This is a genomic window from Roseibium album (assembly GCF_965233825.1).
In the GTDB taxonomy this organism is placed as follows: domain Bacteria; phylum Pseudomonadota; class Alphaproteobacteria; order Rhizobiales; family Stappiaceae; genus Roseibium; species Roseibium album.
Genome location: NZ_OZ247583.1, coordinates 5,871,164 through 5,883,711 on the forward strand (window position 1 = coordinate 5,871,164; position 12,548 = coordinate 5,883,711).

Below are 12,548 nucleotides of genomic sequence, written 5' to 3' on the forward strand. Positions count from 1 at the left end.
TCAGGGCTCCATATCTCTTCCGAAGTTGAGTGCAAGGATCGTGCAGGGTTTGCCACCCGAAGCCTCGAGCGCAAGTTGCCCCCCGTCCTCCCAGCTCGAGTCAACGATCTGTTCGACAACGCCCGAACGCAGCGGTGCTGGCTCGCCATAGGCGTCACCGGCTTCGTAGTGGATCAGTTCGTCCATGTAGGTGCGTTCGGTTCCGCCCCTGAGCGTTCCAGTTTCGAGAACGGCAATCCTGCAATTATCGATCCGCATCTTGCGGCCAGTTGATGAACCGTCCTGCGTATTGACAGGATACGGCAGGGACATCGCTCTTGCCTGCACATCCAGGCCAATGAGGATTTGGCTCGCGATTCTGCCGTTTGGAAGGCTGACCGTGCCGTCAACGACAGTTGCCGCGTAGTCGGTGCCATCCGCGTAGAGGACCACATCCTTTCCTTCCAGGTGGTCAAGACCTGATACCGTGCTGACAGCAGCACCTTCATAGAATGCTGCACAATCCAGGTGCCAGGCGTCCTCGATCTGGCCGCCCAGAAATGGCCGTTGCATGATCTCGATGTATCGCCTTGTCTCACCGTTGATCGTCCGCTTGACGATCATCCAGACCTCATCGGATCTTGCCCCGGAAAGATCAGCCATGCATTCGATTGCGCCGCCAAAATCGTGGCGGTGCATTCCGTAAACCTGCTGCTGCCGTTCATATGTGAAACCAATCGCGTTACCACTCACGTCCCAGGCCCAGATAATGCTGTCCGGGTATTGCTGATAACAGGCCCCCGACAATCCCTTTCGAAAGAGATGAGACTGTACCTCGCTGACTGACTGCGACACCCTTCCGTCAGCACTCAGATCGTAAGCCAGCTCCCTCATGTCGGTTCCGTAAGGGCCGAAATAGAAGAGCACGGAACCGACCTTGATCGGCGAGATTCCGTTTGTGCCGAAATTTGTTTCCGGTTTTTGCTCAACATTTTCAGGGCCATAGGGGTCCTGTGCAGTGGCCTTTCCAAGTGATCTGACTGCTCGTGTCGTGCCGACGATCAGATCGTTGTCATCGATGAGCCACTGGATGCGATTGACTTGCCCCGACAGGATCCCCGCCGTTACAGCGTCTGATGCCTGAAGAACATGAGACACTGCAAAATTGTTGAAGTCTTCCGTCTGGCTTTCCCAGACCTTTTGCGGTTCTGCATTCGTACCGGCAAATGCTAGACGGTTCTTATGCCAGCCGACCGTATCGGGCCAACCGGTCGTTTCCGACCAGGCCCCCAGACGCCAGATGCTTTGTGCGGCAGTGTCTGGAAGTGTCTGCCCGAAAACCTGCACTTTCACGGCGGTCGGCGAAATGATTTCCGCAATCTTGAGCCATCGCCAGAACCCGTCCGACCCGCGCAGGCGAAGATGCCGACCCGTGTCAGAGGCAATGAATCCGGCCCCACCATTGATACCGGCAACATCCGATGCAATCAGATCGAACGGGGTCTGCGTTGACCCGGCCTGGTGAAAGACGATCTGACCGATAGCGGAATTGTCCGAATTCGATCCGCCGCCTTGCGTGAAACGCAGCCGGTACTGCGTGTACGCGGTTTCATTATGAAAGGCGTACTCCCGCCATTCACTGGACGCCCAGGTATCTTGCCCGTCCTGTGTGTCGAGAATTGTCCAGCCGGCGCCATCATTGGATCCTTCGATATTCCATTGCCAAGGCATGTCGTCATTCTGACTGTTGTCGCTTGGCGCCTGCAGCATATAGGCATCGATGACGACGGCGGCCGGGAATTGATACCGCACCCAGCCGGAAGCTCCGGCGGATAGTATGACTTTGCCTTCCGAACGGTTGAAGACCTGCCATGCTGTCGAGGAACTGTTGGACGAAGTAACGACACCACTTGGTGCGGTGTTCGAGACCATGTCCGGAACAGGGTTGCCGGTCTCGGACGGCGCCAGATTTGTGGCGGAAATGTTCACATCCAGAAATGGGCCGTCTTCAAATTCCATCGGCTCGATGGTCCAGCTTGTCTCGCCGAGCCGTTTGAGAGCGTGCGGACGAACGCCTCCTCCGGTGATGAACAGCGTGTCGGTGGATTGCACGAATTTGAGTTTGGAAAGAACTGTTTTCGCGTAAGGTGTAGAGACCTCCACCGAACCGACGCGCCCGGCATTCGTGTAGACACGGAAATAATAATCTCCGAATTCAAGCATGTAATATTGGCCGTTGCCGAATTCGAATGGAATCAGCCACCCACCGGATGAGCTGTCTTTCAGTTCGGCAATGAACTTGGTTCCGCCTCTGCGGCGCAGTCCGCCCCTCTTGAGGGTAATGAAATTCCGGCATTCGGCGAGCGAGGACCGGAAGAACTCAAGATCGGAGCGGTATATCAGCTCTGGGTCCAGTTCTCCCCGGCTGAAGGTCGATTGAAGTTGATAGCTCATCGGTCCGTAATGATATCCAGATTTGCCAGGGGCAGCGGTGATCCCTGCGCTGCATCGGTTGTGCCGGCACGCTCGAACGCCTCTTGCGTCGCTTGGCGCAACGCCTCCGCGCGACTGTTCTTGCCGGTAATGACATGCGCGCAGCTGGACGCCAGAAAGAGCGCAAGCCCATGCACGAACAGCGGGGGAAACTCGATTTCCCTCGTTACTCTCCTGATGTAGCGAAACGGAAAAGGTGGTTTTTGATCCGACAGGATCTTTTGCCCGACCACCTCGAATGAAACGAGTTGCCCGTCGGGCTTGCCGCCAACCGTTTGTTGTGGAATGCGCAGGCAGTCCACCGGTTTGGGGTACTGATACGACCAGCGAAACGGCGGTTGCGTTGTTTCCGCAGGCAGATTCACCAACGATGTGGCAAAGTCCCAGTCGTGTTGGCCCAGAAAGGCATCCCGGTGAACCGCGTAATTGTTACGAAACCAACGGGAAGCAACGGAAGAATAGTCAAAATCACGAATTGGCGCTTCCTTTAGATGCGCAAGCGCCAGATTCGCCAGATCCACCGAAGTGTGAACGGTACCGGACATGGTTGGTGCCTTTGTTTGGATTATGCGGCCGGCGGCAACTTGAAATCTGCTTCATAGATTTCGAGTGCGCGCAATGCCTCTTGCTTGTTTGCTACGGTTATGCCGGCATAATCGGCGGCCATCGACTGAAGGGTTTTCCAGTGTTCCTTGCGCCAGTCTCTGGGAAGCTGATCGCCTTTTGTCGCCGTACCTGCGTCGATTGCCTCCCCGTCGTTTGCGTTGCGGTCGCTGACCGCCAACACAACGTTCGTTGGGGTTTCGACCGGTTGATCCACCTTGGAGTTTTCGACTGCAAGTCGTTTCTGAAAGTCCTTGTCATGGTTCTCTTCAAGCCACTGCAAGTGCTTGAGACGTCGCATGATGATCTCGTCCATATCTAAACCCTTCATTGAAATAAAAACGGGTGGCAAAGCCACCCGTACACAACCCTAGAGACATGCCCTCACCCCGGGGCAGCGAATTCAGGTTTCGCTTTCGGCACCGGTACATCGGACGGGACCGGGGTCGTACGCGGGATAAATGTTCCGGTTTCCGTCTTTGGCTTCTCTGGTTGTGTCAGGCCGAATTCCTCGGCCTTTTTCCTTAGCTGCGCCATATGGGTCATGCGGCTGCGCTGCCAGGCCCGGTCCACATTCGCCTGGAAACTCTCCGTCACCACACGCCGCTCACCCGCCTCATCGTCATAGGACAGCGTCATCCGCGGGCCATAACCGTCTTCGTCATATCCCCCCTGCAGCCAGTCACTCCCCGTTCGCCGGTTCGGCATCACATAGACCTGTTTCGCCCTGATCCCCCGTTCTGTCAGTGCCTGCTCCGCATCCTCGCGCACATAGCGGAAACCGTCCTCTTCCAGATCGCTGTAGACCTTCTCCACGGGATACTTGATCACCGTGCCGTCCTCATGGGTGGCAAAGGCCGTCAGACCCCATTCAAGCGCCAGGATCCGCGCAGCAGTCACCTTGGCAACCTCCTCGTCGCCCCGCATGTAGATGAGGCTCTGCTTCAGTTGTGCATTGTATTCCGCAAGCGCCTGCGCTTCTTCTTCCGGGCTTCCGCCAAAGCGCCTGATCCGGTCATAGGATGTCTTGCGGCCGGAAAACGAACCTGTTGCTCCAGATCCGGCCTGGCCCGATGCTGCGGCCAAATCATCCGCGCCGCTCCGCCCCGCCCCATGCAGGCGTTCCTCGGGCCAGATCGAGGGCGGCAGGATCGGGTCGGACCCCGGCAACCGGTCGACATCCGACAGCGGTGCCTCGCCCTCAAGCACGCGCCCGGGCGACAGGTCCGGATTGCGGAAATCCGGTTCCACCAGCCGTGCCGGTGCGCTTTCCTCCGCCCGGTGCAGCAGCAGATCGGTGAGTTCGTTCGTGCCTGCGCCGTTGGCCAGCGCTGCGTCCAGCTCTTCGCCGCCGGTCCGGATCGCACCGCGCACCTTGCCGATCGCCTCGGCGGCCTCTTCCTCGCTTTCGGCACTGCCGAACACCCCGTCGAGAACCCCGCCAACCGCCCCGGTCAGCGCATCGCGTCCTTCCACATAGGCAGCCAGTGCTGTGGAGTCCGCCACATCATCGGCGAGCGCCGCCATCTGCTGGATTACCTCGTTGTCCGGGTAGGCTGCACCGTAAAGCTGCATCAGCGACACGACATCGTCGATATTGCCCAGAACATCCCAGGCTTTCTTCAGCGGCCCGATCGGGGTGAAGGTAACGGCAAGGTCGACACCCGCTTCTGCCGCCAGGTCCTTGAGTTCTTCTTCGCCGAGCTCCAGACCCAGTTCGCGCGCTGCCTGATCAAACGGAATGTTCCGCTCTTCAGCGCGCGCCTTGACCATCGAGAACACCGGCGGGATCGCCAGACTGAGCATAACGATAGGCGCACCTCTGCGCAGCATGGTCATGAACCGATGGCCGATCTTCGGCTCTTTCTGAAGCGACCCGCTCGCCTTGCCGCTGAGACCGGTCTCCGGATCGATCCGCTCCCCAATCGGGCCACCAATCTCGCCGCCGCTCTGGCCTTCCGTCAGACCGTCGAGCTGACCCTCGAACGGTGCGCCGGACGGAGACAGGGGCACAGCAGATCCCTGGTCAACCGGTGCAACACCAAGGCGCGCGTCGGCTTGACTGCTGAGGCCAAAGTTTTCTCCGCGCGCTTTTGAGCGAAACGCCCGTTGTCGCAACGCCTCTTCATAGGCTGGGGGAAAGTACAGAGAGCCCTGCTTCATTCCCTGCCAGGAACCGTATCTGTCGCCGTGCCAGTATTCTTCAATGTTCACGAATTGTTCTTTTGACAAATCGAGATCAGGATCGACAACCAGTTCCCCTATAAGCTTTTTCAACGACGTGTAGCTGAATGGCGTGTTGACGATCTTCCGACGCTTTCCCGTATCCGGATCGCGCGTGCCACGGATTTCGTTTTTATAGAAATCCTTGTCGCTGGAAATAACCTCGAAATCATAGTGCGGGTTCTCAGCCATGAACTTGCGGGCGCTCATGTCCCAGAGCTCATGGCCACCCTTTTCCGTCAATCGTTTGTTGTTCGGATCGTATTTTTTCCGGTCGGCTCTGGTCAGCCGTTCAGGTTCGACGATACGGCGAGCCTTGTCTTGCTGCTCATACCAGGCTTCGAAGAGGTCAGCATTTTCCTGTTTTTTGTACCAGGCGCCGTTTCTAAGTTCCGTGCGGGCATCGTCGCCAAACACGAAAAGATCGCCGCGCCGGACAATCGCGTCGAGGCCGGCCACCCCCGTTTGATTGACGATGATGTCGATCTTGGCAACATCAAGGATGATCACCTTCTGCGTCATTCACCCTCCTCCCGGTAGATGAAATGTGGGTAGAAGGTCTTTTCCGCGAAAGCCTTTGCTTCCACATAGTCGAGTGATACCAAATCGCCCGCGACAACGGCGATCGCCAGTTCCTCTGCCTTTGAGAGCGGAAAACCTCGAAAAGGAACACGTGTCTTCGACCCATACCAAGCCATAAATTCTGCAAGAGTTTCAGACGCATCCAGTGGGTTCTTTTCCCAGAATTCATCGTCCTCATTTGTCAGGTCCGGACGGGTCTTCAGAAAAGCCCGAAACTCAACTTCTTGCTTAACCGCGTCCCGAATCTCCTCATGCTTCAGCATCAGTCCAGCGAGTTCCAGAATAACGTCGAATGGAAGTCGCCTTTCGCTGTCATACAGATGTTGCCGAAAATAGGCTTTGCCTTCTTCGCTTTCCTCAAACGCCTCCAGTTCCTCCTGCCAACCGGTGATATCTTCAAAATCTGCCATAGCTCTGTTCCGTATTTCCTACGCAAAAATGTTCATGAATTGTTCTGAACTTCAAGTCCCAACACACAAGGTGAAATCGTCGCTGAAAAAGAAGTAATAACCCCTGCCAAGCAGCGCGGACAGGCCATCCACGCCTGATCGCCGCATGATCGTGAGGATTTGCGATGCGTCGATTATAATGACCTTGTCCATTATCGCATCTCCTGCGGAAAGGCGACTATCCAAGAATACTCGTCTCTTACAAGCTTTTCTGCTTCCGGAGAGCGCAGCGAGGCAAGGGCTCCATTCGCAACGTCATTGGCCAGTGATTTACCAGCGCTGAAAGTTGAGGGACCCAGTGCAATGTTCAGGTTCATGGCATACCAACGTCTGAAAGCAGCAATTTTTTTACTGTCTTCAACCGGACACAAATCCCAAAAACCCTCGTCGTCCTGACCGAAGTCGGGGTTGTCATCTAGATACTTGACGAACCTTGCCGACTTTTTCAGAGCTTCGTGGATTTCTTCATGCCGGAACAGTTCCTCCGCATAACGCACCTCCTGCTCGAAAGTTAGCTTGGAATAGTTCTTCCTGCCATCGCTAAAGAACGTTCGGCCCTTTTCAGTCTTTTCAAACGCTTCCAGCTCTTCCCGCCAGCCGGTGATATCGTCAAAATCTGCCATAGCTCTGTTCCGTATTTCCTACGCAAAAATGTTCATGAATTGTTCTGAACTTCAAGTCCCAACACACAAGGTAAAATCGTCGCTGAAAAAGAAGTAGTCACCTCGCCCAAGAAGCGCGGACAGGCCATCCACGCCTGACCGCCGCATGATCGTGAGGATTTGCGCTGCATCGATGATGATCACTTTGTCCATTATTGTGTCTCCTGCGGAAAGGCGACAATCCAGGAGAAATCCTCCTTGACGAACTTTTCTGCTTCCGGAGAGCGCAGCGAGGCAAGGTCCCCATTCACCACGTCGATGGCCAACCTATCGCCTGCGCTAAAAGTCGACGGGCCCAGAGCAATGTTCCGCTTCATGGCATACCAGCGCTTGAAGGCTTCAACCTTCCGGTTATCCTCGACCGGACACAAATCCCAAAAGCCCTCGTCGTCCTGACCGAAGTCGGGATTGTGATCCAGAAATTTGACGAATTTGGCTGATTTTTTCAGAGCTTCATGGATCTCTTCATGCCGGAAGAGTTCCTCCGCATAACGCACCTCCTGCTCAAAAGTCAGCTTGGAATAGTTCTTTCTGCCATCGCTAAAAAACGTCCGTCCCTCTTCGGTTTCCCTAAACGCCTCCAGCTCTTCCCGCCAGCCGGTGATATCTTCAAAATCTGCCATCAGAACCATTCCTGTTTTTGCCGCCGCAATATGTTCACGAATTGTTCTTAATTGCAACCAATGCGCGCGTAACCGTGCGCACAGCTCAGAAAAAGCTGCTCTCCTGTGTCGTGCGATCCTGGCCGCACTTTCCCAATCTACCGTGATAAAGCCTGTTTTAGCCCCGTTTTGACGAAGCGTCCATCAGACGAAAATGTCTGAACAACCAACTCAGACAGGAAACATCAGAAAATTAATCAATTTCAATGAGTTAAACAAAAAATGGATTGAGCGTTGCGACAAATGAAAGGCTCCTCTCCACATTGGAGAGGAGCTGTTTCACAAAGCCCGTCTAGATATTCACCTTCAGGCAGGCCAGTTTCACATTCTTGCGCGCATATTTGCGGTTCCAGTTGGCCACATTGCGCAGTTCCGCCAATGTCGCTCCTTGCGTTTTTGCAAGCGACGTACCGGTGAAATCCATGCCCGCCGGATGGATCATCTCGAAACGGCGTGTAGTCAGGTAATCGGCCCCGCCACCGTCACCGATATCCGGGTCGCGAGTGATTTCGGTGCCCTCGTTGCCATAGATCGTTTCACGGTTCGGAACCTCGTCGATATGCATGAACGCGCCGGGAGCAAACAGGAAGCAAGAATACTCATCGGAATTGGTGCCGGCAGAAACCGGCATCATTTCTGAATGCATGACCATCATGCCGGCATAGTAAGGCACTTCGAACGGGGCTTCGGAAGGCTTCTTGAATTCGATCTTCTCGTCATCCAGCAATGTGCCGTAGACAAAGCTGTGCATGGCGATGACACGCAAATCGTCTAGATTCTCCCCCATGGTCAGGCGCGCCCGGTTGATTGCCTGGTAGCTGATGCGGTTGCCTGCGGTGGGTGATGCCGTGTCCGAGTAGACGGAATAGACCATGTCACCGCCGTCATTTGCAACATTGTCGGCAATCACACCTTCGGCTGTTGCGATGATGCGTTCCTCCTTGCGTCGCCCCCAGTAGGCGCTGATGCGTTCAGCAACCCGGTTCATCGCACTGTCCCCCCGGCCAGTCGCAGCATAGCTTGCAACCGTCTTTGCTCCGTACTTTTTCGCCAGGCGGTGCTTGTAGGCCTTCATGTCGCTGGCGGTGATCTTGCTCACGGCGATCTTGTTGTCACTGTCGTCGATCACCGTCGGTTCGGTGTCGTCAAGGTCCTCCCAGTAGGGCACCTCGATCTGGCTCCCGCCTGCCTTGAATCGTTTGGCAATGTCGGGCGCGGGCGCTGCAAGAATCCCGGACTTTTCCAGCATGACCAGCTTGGCGGGCTTGTTTTCGGCCATGTAAGGCGTGAAAACACGCGGCTGCACGATGTCAGAAATCTGTGACGTCATTGACTATCCTGTCTTCGATTTTTGGATAAACATCCGGCGATCTCACGCCGGAAACACGGACCTGATTGTCCGAATGAGAGTGCCGCGACGCGGGCCGCGGCAGCCGCCCGAGCGCCAGACGGCCAACAGGCGGAATTCGCAAGGGCTCGGAACATCGCGCCCTATCGGTCTGTAACCGTATTCAGAAGATCAGCGTGTCCAGGACAGCGCTGCCTCTGCCTCTGCCTCTGCCTCTGCCTCAGGACGGCGCGATTTCCGCGCAAAACAAAAAATTTCTGCAAGGTTTCTGCAAAAAAACTCGCTTTGATTGCCGGTAACCAACGCGCGTTGCCCAGTCTGAGGAGCGCTTATCGCTGATGATTACGAGACGAAATTTCATCCGGGGTCTCGGAGCCACCATTCTTGGCGCAGCCAGCCTGCCGGCCTATGCGGTCGGGGTTGAACCCTTCCGATTGCATGTGAAGCGCTATGCGCTCACACCGCCTCGCTGGCCGGAAGATCTGGAACTCAAAGCGGCGCTCATCGCGGATCCTCATGTCTGTGATCCCTGGATGGGACTGGAGCGGCTGCAGTTTATTGTTGAACGCACCAACGCCCTCAAACCGGATATTGTGCTTATGCTGGGCGACTATGTCGCTGGTCACAGATTTCGAACCGGCTCGATCCCGTCAAAGGATTGGGCCCGCGTCCTCACCGGTTTCAATGCTCCGCTCGGCATCCACGCAGTTCTTGGCAATCATGACTGGTGGGAGGACCGCACAGCACAGCTCACCGGAAAAGGGCCACCCATCGCCGGCAGGGCGCTATTGGATGCCGGGATCTCCCTTTATCAGAACCGCGCCGTAAAGATCCGAAAAGGCAGACACGCATTCTGGCTCGCCGGGCTCGACGATCAGCTTGCGCTTGTTCCGAACAGGAAAGCCGGGCGAAAGCGCTGGCAAGGCAAGGAAGATCTGGAAGGCACGCTGGCGCAGGTAAGCGATCAGTCGCCCGTCTTGCTCATGGCGCACGAACCCAAGATCTTTCGAAAAGTACCGGAAAGCGTCAGCCTCACTGTTTGCGGGCACACACATGGCGGACAAATCAACTTTTTCGGGTACCAGCCTGTCAGCGGAACCACGCTCGGAAAAAGGCACAATTACGGTCACATCACATTCGACGCGTCCGGTTCCCCGGGTCAAACAGGGACCCAGGCTCAGAAGCATATGATCGTTTCAGGCGGCCTTGGCTGTTCCATCATGCCGGTACGCTTTGGCGTTCCACCCGAAATCACCCTGGTTCATTTGGCACCCGGGACAGGTTCCAAGTCGCCCCCGCTCCATAGATCCGGGATCGATGCCCAAAGCAATCGATAGAGAAATAAGCGCTATCTGAACCCAAAGAGCTCCGGATCCCGCCCGGCCGCCAGGATCAGCTGCCGGGCGCGCGCCGGATTGCGGTCCAGAAGCTCCGACTGCAGCTGCAAATCTGGCCGTCCCAAGTCAAAGGGATTGGTTGGAACAACACTTCTGGTTCTGAGATCGGTCTTGTTTCGGGTTGGTTTTCTGCGAGGCTAAGGTGCTGGTTTTCGTGCCTCTTTTCACTCACTTGATCTCGTCCTTGTTTTCCCGGCAGGCTTCTTTAAGGAATTGAAGTGTTTCGTTGAAGCTTGGCTCGTTGATGAGGTCTTCAAGCGGTTTCACGTACCCTTTTTCGATTGCCATCTGAGCGCAATCAACCTGCAGGCCTCCCCCCATGCACTGCGCAATTTCAAGCAATGCGGTCTCGCCGAAACGCTCTCGTGGCCCGGGTTCTTTGCTCATTAACTCAAACAGACTGGAAATCTCGTTCCTGTATTCTGGTATGTCGTGATAGGCATGTGTGAGGAACGAAAAAAGTCGATCGATCTCACCTACGCCTTCGTTTGAGGTCACATCCGGGCCATGGGCCCAAATTGCAGTTTTTGAAAACTCCAGAAAAAAAGGTCTGTTTTCCGGATCAATCGTAGAAGCCCACTCATTTTCTTTCGGACAATGCGTCCGGTCGTAGTCTTCTTTACCTTGAACGCCTGTCGCAACGCTCGACAACAGTGCCAGAGCAAGGCAACCTGTAATCGTCGACTTTTTCGTCATGGTTCCTCAATTCAACATTCCAATACCGTTCCCTGTATGTTCTCACGCGCATTCAGAAAGCACAACCAAAAATTGATTACCTTGTGTTTTGGGTCGTCTCGCAGTGTTTGAACAATTCTGCTGTGAACGGACGAACAAGTCGATTTTGACCGACGACTGCTTTCACGCAAATCCAAAGAGTTTCGGATCTCTGCCGGCAGCCAGAATTAACTGCCTGGCCTGGATGGGGTTTTCTTTTATGAGCTGCGCTTGCCGATCGAGATCAGTCCCGTCCAGATCAAACGGATTAAGTCCGCCGGACCTGCCGGTTCGGCCCTGTTCTCGAGGACCCGACGGTTTGCGAGTGGGCACAACCCTCTCTGGTTTAGAACGTGGTTTAGCACGGACTGGAAAGGCAACGTTGCCCATGTGATTTTGCGCGCCCCCAAATTCGGGCTTGCCCCTGGGAGGGCGCGGGTTATTTCCACTGTCGTCGTTGGCGCTAACACTAACCTCATTCCGATGGGATCTATGGCCTGGCTTCCGAAGCGGCACGGGAGTTGCCTCGACATTGAGTAATCCCATTAGATGGGTATCAAAAATCGAAGATGTTCCAGTTGGTTTTTGATTTCCGGAAAGAATGTCTTGAAGTAACGCGCTGTTTTCTGTGTCTTCCTTGAAGCGCAGGAGGGCATCAGAGGGAGGAGAATACTGTTCGCCGATGCGTCGCTCGATATAGGCTAGCTTCTGACCGTATTTCCTATCCGTCGCGTATCCACCAGGTTTCCCATATCGCAAACCTTCCGCAGCATCAGCGAATGTTCGCGCCGACATCGCTTCAGGCCAACGGGTTGACACAGTCTCCACCCAATCCGCAAGACTGTCGTCAATACTGTCGTATTTTCGAAATCGATCAGTCTTATTGACGCGCTTGCCACCGATTTCTTCCCAGGTTTGGAAACTCTGAACATCGCCTTTCCAGGAAGATCTCGCCTTAATGCCGAAATAGTTGTTCCCTTTGACAGACTGGCCGTACAACGTCTCCAGCGAAGCTTGGGCCGCCGCAAGCCGCGCCTGCGGATCTTGCAATCCAAAATTGCGTGCAGCAATATAGACCCGCCTTGAGAATTCGTTTACATGAGCTGACATGAAAAAATTTATCCTTTTCTTTTTAGGATTTACTTCGGCAAGTCCGGCGTTTTCGCAATCTTACTTCTGCCCGGACGAGCTTGTTCCTTACACATTTACGCTTTTCGAAGACGTTCTCATGATAAATCGTGCATATCATCGCGCGTTTTGCCAAAGAAAAGAGGGCATAGAGTATGAATGCCTGGAAAAATGGACCGACGACACGCCTGTAAGCGTTTATTCAATACATGCGAAAGTCGACGAGACCGGTAATTTGGCATTTTGGAACTCGTCGGAAACGCTGGACAAAGCCCCCTGGCTTATCCCTAGATGTGAGTGAAAGTTCA

The 12,548-nt window shown here is 54.9% G+C and carries 14 protein-coding genes; 2 read left to right on the forward strand and 12 right to left on the reverse strand.

The window, feature by feature from the left end:
• The 10 genes from ACO6TI_RS26975 to ACO6TI_RS27020 form a co-directional block, all read right to left on the reverse strand.
• Positions 1 to 2,433, reverse strand: coding sequence for a hypothetical protein (locus ACO6TI_RS26975; RefSeq protein ID WP_422383743.1), 2,433 nt, complete (start codon positions 2,431 to 2,433; stop codon positions 1 to 3).
• Entirely contained in the window at positions 2,430 to 3,017 is a 588-nt protein-coding gene (locus ACO6TI_RS26980; protein ID WP_104703585.1) for a hypothetical protein, read from the reverse strand. Before ACO6TI_RS26980 ends, ACO6TI_RS26975 begins: the two co-directional genes overlap by 4 nt.
• Before the next feature lie 20 nt (positions 3,018 to 3,037).
• Positions 3,038 to 3,376, reverse strand: a complete 339-nt coding sequence (locus ACO6TI_RS26985) for a hypothetical protein (protein ID WP_158705507.1) — start codon at positions 3,374 to 3,376, stop codon at positions 3,038 to 3,040.
• Between the two features lie 83 nt (positions 3,377 to 3,459).
• Positions 3,460 to 5,820: a hypothetical protein gene (locus ACO6TI_RS26990; protein ID WP_422383744.1), complete on the reverse strand. Its 2,361-nt coding sequence runs from the start codon at positions 5,818 to 5,820 to the stop codon at positions 3,460 to 3,462.
• Entirely contained in the window at positions 5,817 to 6,290 is a 474-nt protein-coding gene (locus tag ACO6TI_RS26995; RefSeq protein WP_055117416.1) for a hypothetical protein, read from the reverse strand. Before ACO6TI_RS26995 ends, ACO6TI_RS26990 begins: the two co-directional genes overlap by 4 nt.
• A 51-nt stretch (positions 6,291 to 6,341) precedes the next feature.
• On the reverse strand, positions 6,342 to 6,482 hold the full coding sequence (locus ACO6TI_RS27000; protein WP_422383745.1) for a hypothetical protein: 141 nt from the start codon (positions 6,480 to 6,482) through the stop codon (positions 6,342 to 6,344).
• Complete coding sequence (locus tag ACO6TI_RS27005) at positions 6,482 to 6,952, reverse strand: hypothetical protein (protein ID WP_422383746.1); 471 nt, start codon at positions 6,950 to 6,952, stop codon at positions 6,482 to 6,484. The genes ACO6TI_RS27000 and ACO6TI_RS27005 overlap by 1 nt, the downstream gene beginning before the upstream one ends.
• Positions 6,953 to 7,003: 51 nt before the next feature.
• On the reverse strand, positions 7,004 to 7,144 hold the full coding sequence (locus tag ACO6TI_RS27010; RefSeq protein ID WP_158510402.1) for a hypothetical protein: 141 nt from the start codon (positions 7,142 to 7,144) through the stop codon (positions 7,004 to 7,006).
• Positions 7,144 to 7,614: a hypothetical protein gene (locus ACO6TI_RS27015; RefSeq protein WP_422383747.1), complete on the reverse strand. Its 471-nt coding sequence runs from the start codon at positions 7,612 to 7,614 to the stop codon at positions 7,144 to 7,146. Before ACO6TI_RS27015 ends, ACO6TI_RS27010 begins: the two co-directional genes overlap by 1 nt.
• Positions 7,615 to 7,945: 331 nt before the next feature.
• The gene (locus ACO6TI_RS27020) at positions 7,946 to 8,983 is read right to left on the reverse strand and encodes a hypothetical protein (protein WP_055404317.1); all 1,038 of its coding nucleotides are present in this window, start codon (positions 8,981 to 8,983) and stop codon (positions 7,946 to 7,948) included.
• Positions 8,984 to 9,339: 356 nt separating this feature from the next.
• Between ACO6TI_RS27020 and ACO6TI_RS27025 the strand changes: the two genes are divergently transcribed.
• Positions 9,340 to 10,338 carry a metallophosphoesterase gene (locus tag ACO6TI_RS27025; protein WP_082442872.1) on the forward strand — a complete coding sequence of 333 codons (999 nt, stop codon included), beginning with the start codon at positions 9,340 to 9,342 and terminating at the stop codon, positions 10,336 to 10,338.
• 228 nt (positions 10,339 to 10,566) lie between these two features.
• On the opposite strand, the gene ACO6TI_RS27030 is transcribed toward ACO6TI_RS27025, so the two are convergent.
• The gene (locus tag ACO6TI_RS27030; RefSeq protein ID WP_196895285.1) at positions 10,567 to 11,049 is read right to left on the reverse strand and encodes a hypothetical protein; all 483 of its coding nucleotides are present in this window, start codon (positions 11,047 to 11,049) and stop codon (positions 10,567 to 10,569) included.
• A 207-nt stretch (positions 11,050 to 11,256) separates the two neighbouring features.
• Positions 11,257 to 12,222 carry a glycoside hydrolase family 73 protein gene (locus tag ACO6TI_RS27035; protein WP_055117429.1) on the reverse strand — a complete coding sequence of 322 codons (966 nt, stop codon included), beginning with the start codon at positions 12,220 to 12,222 and terminating at the stop codon, positions 11,257 to 11,259.
• Here ACO6TI_RS27035 and ACO6TI_RS27040 point away from each other — a divergent pair.
• A complete protein-coding gene (locus tag ACO6TI_RS27040) occupies positions 12,221 to 12,541 on the forward strand; it encodes a hypothetical protein (RefSeq protein ID WP_055117430.1) in 321 nt (106 codons plus the stop codon). The genes ACO6TI_RS27035 and ACO6TI_RS27040 overlap by 2 nt on opposite strands.
• Positions 12,542 to 12,548: the final 7 nt, after the last annotated feature.

Excerpts from the sequence above, each read along its gene's own strand:
- ACO6TI_RS27005 (WP_422383746.1), bottom strand. The coding sequence starts at position 6,952 with ATGGCAGATTTTGACGATATCACCGGCTGGCGGGAAGAGCTGGAAGCG.
- ACO6TI_RS26990 (WP_422383744.1), bottom strand. The coding sequence starts at position 5,820 with ATGACGCAGAAGGTGATCATCCTTGATGTTGCCAAGATCGACATCATC.
- ACO6TI_RS27000 (WP_422383745.1), bottom strand. The coding sequence starts at position 6,482 with ATGGACAAGGTCATTATAATCGACGCATCGCAAATCCTCACGATCATG.
- ACO6TI_RS26995 (WP_055117416.1), bottom strand. The coding sequence starts at position 6,290 with ATGGCAGATTTTGAAGATATCACCGGTTGGCAGGAGGAACTGGAGGCG.
- ACO6TI_RS27010 (WP_158510402.1), bottom strand. The coding sequence starts at position 7,144 with ATGGACAAAGTGATCATCATCGATGCAGCGCAAATCCTCACGATCATG.
- ACO6TI_RS27025 (WP_082442872.1), top strand. The coding sequence starts at position 9,340 with ATGATTACGAGACGAAATTTCATCCGGGGTCTCGGAGCCACCATTCTT.
- ACO6TI_RS27020 (WP_055404317.1), bottom strand. The coding sequence starts at position 8,983 with ATGACGTCACAGATTTCTGACATCGTGCAGCCGCGTGTTTTCACGCCT.
- ACO6TI_RS27040 (WP_055117430.1), top strand. The coding sequence starts at position 12,221 with ATGAAAAAATTTATCCTTTTCTTTTTAGGATTTACTTCGGCAAGTCCG.
- ACO6TI_RS26975 (WP_422383743.1), bottom strand. The coding sequence starts at position 2,433 with ATGAGCTATCAACTTCAATCGACCTTCAGCCGGGGAGAACTGGACCCA.
- ACO6TI_RS27015 (WP_422383747.1), bottom strand. The coding sequence starts at position 7,614 with ATGGCAGATTTTGAAGATATCACCGGCTGGCGGGAAGAGCTGGAGGCG.
- ACO6TI_RS26980 (WP_104703585.1), bottom strand. The coding sequence starts at position 3,017 with ATGTCCGGTACCGTTCACACTTCGGTGGATCTGGCGAATCTGGCGCTT.
- ACO6TI_RS27035 (WP_055117429.1), bottom strand. The coding sequence starts at position 12,222 with ATGTCAGCTCATGTAAACGAATTCTCAAGGCGGGTCTATATTGCTGCA.
- ACO6TI_RS26985 (WP_158705507.1), bottom strand. The coding sequence starts at position 3,376 with ATGCGACGTCTCAAGCACTTGCAGTGGCTTGAAGAGAACCATGACAAG.